We start from the raw sequence: 9407 nt of genomic DNA on the forward strand, positions 1-9407 counted from the left end.
TCGCCGACGTCGACCTGTCGGTCGGTGCCGGCGAGCGCCGCGCCGTGCTCGGCTCCAACGGCGCCGGCAAGACGACGCTGTTCAATGCCATCACCGGCGACTTCCCGCCGACCGCCGGGCGCATCCGCTTCTTCGGCGAGGACGTGACCGACCTCCCGGTCCACGAGCGGATCCGCCGCGGCCTGCGGCGCACCTACCAGCACTCGCTGCTGTTCCGTGGCCTGTCGGTGATCGACAACCTCTACCTCGCGGTGCGCGGCGTCGCGCGCCGCCGCTATTCCTTCCGCCGGCCGCGGCGCGACGACGCCGCGCTGCAGGCGGCCCGGGAGCTGGTCCGGCTGGTCCACCTCGACCACGTCGCCGACAGCCTCGTCGCCAACCTCGCCTACGGGCAGCAGCGCCAGCTCGAGATCGGCATGGCGCTGGCGGGCGCGCCGCGCCTGGTGCTGTTCGACGAGCCGGCGGCCGGCCTCTCGGCGCGCGAGCGCGCCGGCCTGATCGAGATCCTGCGCTCGCTGCCCCGGCACATCGGCTACATCGTCATCGAGCACGACCTCGACGTCGCCCTGCGCGTCGTCGACCAGGTGACGATGATGCACAACGGCCGGATCTTCAAAGAGGGCACGCCCGAGGAGATCGAGAAGGATCCCGAGGTCCAGCGCCTCTACCTGGGAGGCGGCCATGGCTGAGCGCCGCGAGCGCGGAACCGCCGGCACCGGCGGCGGGACGACCGGCAAGGCCGCCGCGCCGGTCCTGGAGATCCGCGACCTGGTCGTGCACTACGGCCACGCCATGGCGCTGCATGGCGTCGACCTGACGCTGTCCGAGGGCGTCTTCGCCGTGGTCGGGCGCAACGGCATGGGCAAGACCACGACCTGCATGGCGATCGCCGGCCTGGTCCGCCCGACGTCCGGCTCGATCCGCTTCCAGGGCCGCGAGCTGGTCGGCCGCCCGGCCAACCGGATCGCCGGCCTGGGCGTCGGCTACGTGCCGCAGGGCCGGCGGGTCTGGCCGTCGCTGACCGTCGAGGAGACCCTGCGCCTGGCGGCGCGCGGCGGCCGCGACGCGGTCTGGACGCTGGAGCGGATCTACGACGCCTTCCCGCGGCTCCACGAGCGGCGGCGCAACGGCGGGGCGCAGCTCTCGGGCGGCGAGCAGCAGATGCTGGCGATCGGCCGCGCGCTGCTCGGCAATCCCCGCCTCCTGGTCATGGACGAGCCGACCGAGGGCCTGGCACCGGTGATCGTCGCCCAGGTCGAGCGGATGATCCACGAGCTCGCCGAGGAGGGCGAGATCGCGGTGCTGCTGGTCGAGCAGAACATCGGCGTCGCGCTCGACATCGCCGACCGCGTCGGCGTCATGGTCAACGGCCGCATCGCCCGCGAGATGCCCGCCGCCGAGCTCAAGGCCGACACCGCCCTGCAGCAGCGCCTGCTCGGCGTGGGCCGCCACAACCAGGGCGATCTGGGGGGCGACCTGGGGGACGATCTTGAGGAGGGCGAAGGCGCGTCGGTGCCATCCACGGCGGCGCCCGACGAGCCGGAGCGCAGCCAGGTCTACCGGGTACGCCGCGCCGGGAACGCCGGCTCGCCCTCGTCCGGCGGGGCCGCCCCGGCGCCGGCGCCGACCCGCTGGTCCCAGGCCAACCCCCTGACCTCTCGCCGGCCCGAGCCCGAGCCGGAGCCCGATCCGCGCGACCGCTGGGTCGATGGCGGCCGCGAGGCCGCCGGCGCGACGCCCGCGGAGCCGGCGCGCCTGACGCCGGGCGAGGCCCTCGACCGCGTCGCCTACGTCGTCGGCACCTTCGACACCAAGGGCACGGAGCTCGGCTTCCTCGCGCGCGAGCTGCGCGGCGCCGGCCTGCGCGTCGTCACCGTCGACCTCTCGACCAGCGGCCGGCCCTCGACCGCCGACGTCGGCCCCAAGGAGGTCGCCTACCACCACCCGCGTGGCAGCGCCGCCGTCTTCTCGGGCGACCGCGGCCGCTCGGTGGCGGCCATGGCCGAGGCCTTCGCCAACTTCCTGCCGACCCGCCGCGACCTCGGCGGCGTGATCTCGGCCGGCGGCTCGGGCGGCACGGCTCTCGCGACCCCGGCCATGCAGCGTCTCGCCGTCGGCCTGCCCAAGGTCATGGTCTCGACCGTCGCCTCGGGCGACGTCGGCCGCTACGTCGGGCCGAGCGACATCTGCATGCTCCATTCGGTCACCGACGTGCAGGGCATCAACCGCATCTCGCGGCAGGTCCTCGGCAACGCCGCCCACGCCCTGGCCGGCATGATCTCGGCGCGCCGCGAGGAGCCGGCGGACCAGAAGCCGGCGATCGGCCTGACCATGTTCGGCGTGACTACGCCCTGCGTGCAGGCGGTCGCCAAGGCCCTGGAGGAGGACTACGACTGCCTGGTCTTCCACGCCACCGGCACCGGCGGCCGCTCGATGGAGAAGCTGGCCGATTCCGGCCTGCTCTCGGGCGTGCTCGACATCTCGACGACCGAGGTGCCGGACCTGCTGGTCGGCGGCGTCTTCGCCGCGACCGAGGACCGCTTCGGCGCGATCGCGCGCAGCCGGGTGCCCTACGTCGGCTCCTGCGGCGCCCTCGACATGGTCAACTTCGGGCCGCGCGACAGCCTGCCGGAGAAGTTCCGGCGGCGGACCCTCTACGAGCACAATCCCCAGGTCACGCTGATGCGCACCACGGCCGAGGAGTGCGCCGCCATCGGCCGCTGGATCGCCGAGCGCCTGAACCGCTGCGAGGGGCCGCTGCGCTTTTTGATTCCCGAGGGTGGCGTCTCGCTGCTCGACGCGCCGGGACAGCCCTTCTGGGACCCCGAGGCCGACCGGGCCCTGTTCCAGGCGCTCGAGCAGACCTTCCGGCCGGCCGCCAACCGGCGCCTGGTCCGGCTGCCCTTCAACATCAACGACCCGGCCTTCGCCCGCGCCCTGGTCGAGAACTTCCGCGAGATCGCCGGGCCGCAGCGCGCCCCGGCGCGCGCCGCCGCACGCCTTCAGACCGCTACGGGAAGCTGAGCCTCCATGCCGAGAATCGAACGCCGCGCCATCCTCGACACCTTCCGCACGATGGTCCGCCAGGGCCGGCCGATCGTCGGCGGCGGCGCCGGCACCGGCCTGTCCGCCAAGTGCGAGGAGGCCGGCGGCATCGACCTCATCGTGATCTACAACTCCGGGCGCTACCGCATGGCCGGGCGCGGCTCGCTGGCCGGCATGCTGGCCTACGGCAACGCCAACGAGATCGTCGTCGAGATGGCGAGCGAGGTCCTGCCGGTCGTCAAGTCGACGCCGGTCCTGGCCGGGGTCAACGGCACCGATCCCTTCTTGCTGACCGGGCCCTTCCTGAAGCGGCTCGGCGAGCTGGGCTTCTCGGGCGTGCAGAACTTCCCGACGGTCGGCCTGATCGACGGCACCTTCCGGGCGAACCTGGAGGAGACCGGCATGGGCTACGCCCTGGAGGTCGAGATGATCCGCCAGGCCCGCGCGCTCGACCTGCTGACCACGCCCTACGTCTTCAGCGAGGCCGACGCCGCGGCCATGACCGAGGCCGGCGCTGACATCGTGGTCTGCCACATGGGACTGACCACCGGCGGCGCGATCGGCGCCGAGACGGCGCTGACCCTGGAGGACTGCGTCGCGCGCATCGACGCCTGGGCCGAGGCCGCGATGAAGGTCCGGCGCGACGTCATCGTGCTGTGCCACGGCGGGCCGATCGCCCAGCCTGAGGACGCGGCCTTCGTCCTCGACAAGTGCCGCCACTGCCACGGCTTCTACGGCGCCTCCTCGATGGAGCGGCTGCCGACCGAGCTGGCGCTGACCGAGCAGACCAGGAAATTCAAGGCGATCGGCCGCGGCTGAGCCGCGCCGAAGGAGAGAGGGAGAACGAGGATGTCGGGTGCAACGGTGGGGTGGATCGTCCTGGGGCTGATCGTCCTGGCGGTCGTGATCGCCTTGGGGGTCTGGCTGCTGAACTGGCTCTATCGCCGCTCGACCAAGGAGACCGCCTTCGTGCGCACCGGCTGGGGCGGCGAGAAGGTGGTCAAGGACGGCGGCGCCTTCGTGCTGCCGATCGTCCACGAGGTCATTCCGGTCAACATGAACACCCTGCGCCTGGAGGTCCGGCGCGACCGCGAGGCGGCGCTGATCACCAAGAACCGCATGCGCGTCGACGTGCTGGCCGAGTTCTACGTGCGCGTGGCGCCGAGCAAGGAGGCGATCTCCTTCGCCGCGCAGAGCCTGGGCCGGCGCACCATGCAGCCGGAGGCGCTGCGCGAGCTGGTCGAGGGCCGCTTCGTCGACTCCCTGCGCTCGGTCGCCGCCGAGTTCACCATGGAGCAGCTGCACGAGCAGCGCGGCGACTACGTCAAGCGCGTCCGCGCCGCGGTGTCCGAGCACCTCGCGCGCAACGGTCTGGAGCTGGAGGCGGTCTCGCTGACCGGCATGGACCAGACCAACATGGAGTACTTCAACCCCTCCAACGCCTTCGACGCCGAGGGCCTGACGCGCCTGACCGAGGAGATCGAGCGGCGCAAGAAGATCCGCAACGACATCGAGCAGGACACCATGATCGAGATTCGGAACAAGAATCTCGAGGCCGAGAAGATGGCGCTGCAGATCGACCGCGACAGCGAGTTCGCGCGCCTGGAGCAGCAGCGCGACATCGAGGGCCGGCGCGCCGGCCAGCGCGCCGAGGTCGAGCGCGAGCGGGCCGAGCGCGAGCGCGAGTCCGAGGAGGCGCAGATCACCGCGCGCCTGGCGACCGAGCGCGCGCGCATCGAGCAGGAGCGGGCGCTCGACCAGGCGCGCATCGAGCGCGAGCAGGACACCCAGACGCTCGAGGTCCGGCGCCGGCGCGCCCTGGAGGACGCCGAGATCCGCGCCCGCGAGGAGACCGAGCGCGACCGCATCGCCGTCGACCGGGGCCTGGAGGAGGACCGCATCGCCAGCCAGGCCGAGACCGAGCGCATGGAGATCGAGCGCCGCAGGTCGGTCGAGCTGGCCGAGCAGGACCGCGCCATCGCGCTGGCCGAGAAGGCGCGCGAGCGGGCCAAGGCCGACGCCGAGACCGAGCGCGAGCAGCTGCTCGCCCTGCTCGCCGTCGAGCGCGCGCGCATCCAGCGCGACCGGCAGCTCGAGGAGGACCGCATCGCCCGCGAGAAGGCCCTGCAGTCCCTCGAGGTCGGTCGCCGCCAGGCGCTCGAGGAGGCCGAGATCTCGGCCCGCGAGGACGTCGAGCGGGCGCGCATCTCGACCGAGACGGCGCTCGAGGAGGCGCGCATCGTCCAGGACCGCGAGATCCGACGCCTCGAGGTCGACCGCCGCAGGGTCCTCGAGGTCGCCGAGCTCGACCGTTCCATCCTGATCGCCGCCAAGTCGAAGGAGCAGTCCGAGGCGCTGGTCGATTCCGAGACCGCCCGCGCCAAGGCCATCGTCGCCGAGGAGAAGACTTTCTCGGCGCGCGAGCTGGAGATCGCCGAGCGGCGCAAGGCGATCGAGCTGGTCCTGGCCCGCCAGGAGGCCGAGCGCGAGGGCATCCGCGCCCGCCTGTCGGCCGAGACCGAGCGCCTGACCGCCTCGGAGAAGGCCGAGGCCCAGCGCCTGCTGGCCGAGGGCGAGGCCGAATCGGAGAAGCTGCGCGCGCTCGCCGCCAAGCTGCGCTACGAGATCGACGCCGAGGGCCGGCGCCAGATGAACGAGGCGCAGAACGTGCTGTCCGACCAGTCGCGCGGCTCCGAGATGCGCCTGCGCCTGATCGACCGGCTGGAGGGCATCGTGCGCGAGAGCGTCAAGCCGATGGAGAAGATCGAGGGCATCAAGATCCTGCAGGTCGACGGCCTCGGCGGCGGCGGCTCGGGCGGCGGACGCGGCGGCGACCAGGGCGGCGGCGGCTTCTCCGACCAGGTCGTCAACTCGGCCCTGCGCTACCGCGCCCAGGCGCCGCTGATCGACTCGCTGCTGGAGGAGATCGGCCTCAACGGCGGCGACATCGGCCGGCTCAGCAACCCGCTGGGGCCGGTCGGCGGGGCGGCGGCCACGCCGCCCTCGACCTCGGGCAAGAGCGGCGGCAAGTCCAAGTCGTAGGACGGCGCGCCAGAGGGGGAAGCGGCGATGGTCAGGGTCTACACCTCCAGCGTGCTCGGCGCGCCGGCCGACCGGGTCTGGCGGCTGGTGCGTGACTTCAACGCGCTGCCGGAGTGGCACCCGGCGATCGCCGACAGCCGGATCGAGAACGGCCTGCCGGGCGACCGCGTCGGCTGCGTGCGCAATTTCAACCTGAAGGACGGCGGCAACATCCGCGAGCAGCTGCTCAGCCTGTCGGACTTCGACCTGACCTTCAGCTACGCGATCCTCGAGTCGCCCATGGGGGTCGACAACTATCTGGCGACGCTCAAGTTGACGCCGGTGACCGACGGCGACCGCACCTTCGCCGAGTGGTCCGCCGAGTTCGACTGCGCCCCCGGCCGCGAGCGCGAGCTCGCCGAGCTGGTCGGCCAGGGCGTCTTCCAGGGCGGCTTCGACACCCTGAAGCAGCGCTTCGGCGGGTGAGGGCGGGGGGCTTGCCTGTCAGCGCCACACTCGTCACCCCTTCCTCCGTCATCCCCGCGAAAGCGGGGATCCAGAGAACCGTGTCGTTCGCACGGGCGCTCGCCGGGCCGTGCTGGCGGCGCTTTCCGCTGGATCCCCGCTTTCGCGGGGATGACGGTCGAGGTCGCGGGGATGACGAGGCAGGGGACGGAACCGACGAGGAGAGCGAGGGCAACGACCGCCATCAGGGCCTGGCGACGGGAGCGCCGGAGGGCGGGGCGCGGCCATGCCGAAGGTAGTGCGTTCGACGGTCCTCGACGCGCCGGTCGAGGCGGTCTGGGAGGTGATCCGGGATTTCAACGGCCATGCCGACTGGCACCCGGCGGTCGCCGAGAGCGTCATCGAGGGCGGCAAGCGGGCCGATCAGGTCGGCTGCGTGCGGCTCTTCGCGCTGGCCGACGGCTCCGGCGAGATCCGCGAGCGCCTGCTCGCCCTGTCCGACCGCGAGCACAGCTTCGCCTACTGCCTGCTCGAGGCGCCGGTCCCGCTCGAGGGCTACCTCGCCGAGGTCCGCCTGAAGCCCGTAACCGACGGGCGGCGCACCTTCTGGCAGTGGAAGAGCGAGTTCGACTGCCCGCCGGAGCGCGCCGAGGAGCTCGTGCGCCTGGTCGGCGAGGGCATCTACGAGGCCGGCTTCCGTGCCGTCGCCGAGCGTCTGGGCCTGGCGCCGGCGCCGGGCCGCCGTCCGCGCCCCGCGCCCTCGCCGGTCCGCCGTGCCGTGGCCGCCGAGGCGCCGACCGGCGCCGAGGCGACCAGCGAGGCCGTGGTGCTGGAGCGCTACGGCGGTCCCGAGGCCCTGGCCTGGCGCGAGGTCGCCGTGCCGCCGCCGGGCCGCGGCCAGGTCCGCCTGCGCCACACCGCCATCGGCCTCAACTACATCGACGTCTACTGCCGCACCGGCTACTTCGGCTTGGTCGAGCCGCCCGGCATCCTGGGCATGGAGGCGGCGGGCGTGATCGCCGAGGTCGGGCCGGGCGTCCACGGCCTGCTGCCCGGCGACCGCGTCGCCTACGCCTGCGCGCCGCCCGGCGCCTATGCGCGCCTGCGCACCATGGAGGCGGCCCTGCTGGTGCCGCTGCCGGACTGGCTCGAGGAGGCGACCGCCGCGGCCGGCCTGCTCAAGGGCATGACCGCCGAGTTCCTGCTGCACCGGGTGCAGGCCGTGAAGGCCGGCGACACGATCCTCGTCCACGCCGCCGCCGGCGGCGTCGGCACGCTGCTCTGCCAGTGGGCGCGCCACCTCGGCGCGACGGTGATCGGCACGGTCGGCAGCGAGGCCAAGGCCCGGGTCGCGCGTGCCAACGGCTGCGCCTTCCCGATCGTCTACAGCCGCGAGGACTTCGTCGAGGCGGTGCTCGACCTGACCGAGGGCCGCGGCTGCGACGTGATCTACGACGCGGTCGGCGCCGACAACCTGGCGCGCTCCCTGGAGGCGCTGGCGGTGCGCGGCCACCTGGTCAGCTACGGCCAGGCCGCCGGCCCGATCCCGCCCCAGGACGTCGCCGGCTACGCCGCTCGCTCGGCGACCCTCTCGCGCCCCAACTTCGGCCACTACACCAGCGACCCGGCCGAGGTCCGCGCCATCGCCGCCCGGCTGTTCGAGGCCCTGCGGCAGGGTGTGTTGACCGTCGAGGCCGCCCGCTCCTTTCCCCTCGCCGAGGCCGCCGAAGCCCACCGCGCCCTCGAGGCCCGCGAGACCACCGGCGCCACCATCCTGATCCCCTGAGGCCCTGATCCCCTGAGCCGCCGGGGCAGGGCCGCGCGCCTCATCCTTCGCCTCGTCCGGAGCCGGTCGCGGGCCCTGGAGCCTCCAGCCGCCCCGACAGCGCCACGGCGGTCTGGGCATCGGCGCTGATCGTCCACCCCTTGTCGAGGATGGCGCGGCGGCAGGCCTCCATCGCCGCCGACTGGGTGTCGGGGAAGTCGGTGCCGGCGAAGGTGTTGATCCAAATCGAGACCTCCAGCAGGACGTAGGCCGCCGGGAACTCAAGGATGACGACCTTCGGCGCCGGGGTCTCCAGCACGCCGTCGACCTTCGCGATGCGCGCCAGGATCTCGCCGCGCACCGCCTCGATCGGGTCGTGGTAGTCGACGCCGACGGTGAAGACCGGCCGGCGCAGGCCGTCGCGGGTGAAGTTGATCAGTGGCTGGTTGAAGACCAGGGCGTTGGGAATGAAGATGTCGCGACCGTTGGCGTCGCGGATGTGGGTGTTGCGCAGGTCGACCGCGCGGACCGTGCCTTCCGGCAGCGGGCCGGACTGGATCAGGTCGCCGATGCGGAACGGTCGGGAGAACACCAGGAACAGCCCGGCCAGCAGGTTCTCGCCGATCGAGCGGAAGGCGAAGCCGAGGATGATCGCCGTCGCGCCGCCGCCGGCGAGCAGGCCGGCCGCGAGGCCCTCGAGGCCGACGATATCCGCCGCCGCCGCCAGCCCGACCAAGCTCATCACCCAGATTGGCAGCTGGCCCAGGAAGCCGGCGTGGATCCGGTCGCCGCGACGGATCAGCGCCAGCCTGACGCCGCGCCCGAACAGCCAGCCGAGCAGCACGAAGGCGGCGAGCACGGCCAAGCCGATGCCGATCGCCGGCAGCGCCTCGGCCAGCTGTCCGAACTGCTCGTCCAGTGTCTCGACGAACGGGGAATCCATGCGATTTGCCCTGCCGTGGCGGTCGAAAGAAGCGGCTGAGGCCGCCTAACCTGGATTTCTCATACTGGAAGGGGTCGGCATCGCTCCTGGCGGGCTCGATCCGCCAGGAGCAACCCGAAGAGCGTAGCCGAAGCTACGCTCGAGGGCTTCGACGCCGCGGGCGAGCCC

At 72.9% G+C, this 9407-nt stretch carries 7 protein-coding genes; 6 read left to right on the forward strand and 1 reads right to left on the reverse strand.

The features are described 5' to 3' along the window. The 6 genes from WD341_RS11795 to WD341_RS11820 all read left to right on the forward strand — a co-directional run. Positions 1-689, forward strand: a 689-nt coding sequence (locus WD341_RS11795; protein ID WP_368425655.1) for an ABC transporter ATP-binding protein, incomplete at its 5' end; no start/stop codon positions are given. Then, complete coding sequence (locus WD341_RS11800; RefSeq protein ID WP_368425656.1) at positions 682-3024, forward strand: ABC transporter permease; 2343 nt, start codon at positions 682-684, stop codon at positions 3022-3024. The genes WD341_RS11795 and WD341_RS11800, both read left to right, overlap by 8 nt. Before the next feature lie 6 nt (positions 3025-3030). Next, positions 3031-3864: a phosphoenolpyruvate hydrolase family protein gene (locus WD341_RS11805; RefSeq protein ID WP_368425657.1), complete on the forward strand. Its 834-nt coding sequence runs from the start codon at positions 3031-3033 to the stop codon at positions 3862-3864. Positions 3865-3894: 30 nt separating this feature from the next. Next, positions 3895-6087 carry a flotillin domain-containing protein gene (locus WD341_RS11810; RefSeq protein ID WP_368425658.1) on the forward strand — a complete coding sequence of 731 codons (2193 nt, stop codon included), beginning with the start codon at positions 3895-3897 and terminating at the stop codon, positions 6085-6087. 27 nt (positions 6088-6114) lie between these two features. Then, the gene (locus WD341_RS11815; RefSeq protein ID WP_368425659.1) at positions 6115-6552 is read left to right on the forward strand and encodes an SRPBCC family protein; all 438 of its coding nucleotides are present in this window, start codon (positions 6115-6117) and stop codon (positions 6550-6552) included. A 265-nt stretch (positions 6553-6817) separates the two neighbouring features. Then, on the forward strand, positions 6818-8317 hold the full coding sequence (locus tag WD341_RS11820; protein ID WP_368425660.1) for an SRPBCC family protein: 1500 nt from the start codon (positions 6818-6820) through the stop codon (positions 8315-8317). A gap of 40 nt (positions 8318-8357) precedes the next feature. Here the strand turns inward: WD341_RS11820 and WD341_RS11825 are convergent, their stop codons facing one another. Next, positions 8358-9239, reverse strand: coding sequence for a mechanosensitive ion channel family protein (locus WD341_RS11825; protein ID WP_368425661.1), 882 nt, complete (start codon positions 9237-9239; stop codon positions 8358-8360). Positions 9240-9407: the final 168 nt, after the last annotated feature.

Origin of the sequence: Tistlia sp. (assembly GCF_040905785.1) — a bacterium.
GTDB lineage: Bacteria > Pseudomonadota > Alphaproteobacteria > Kiloniellales > DSM-21159 > Tistlia.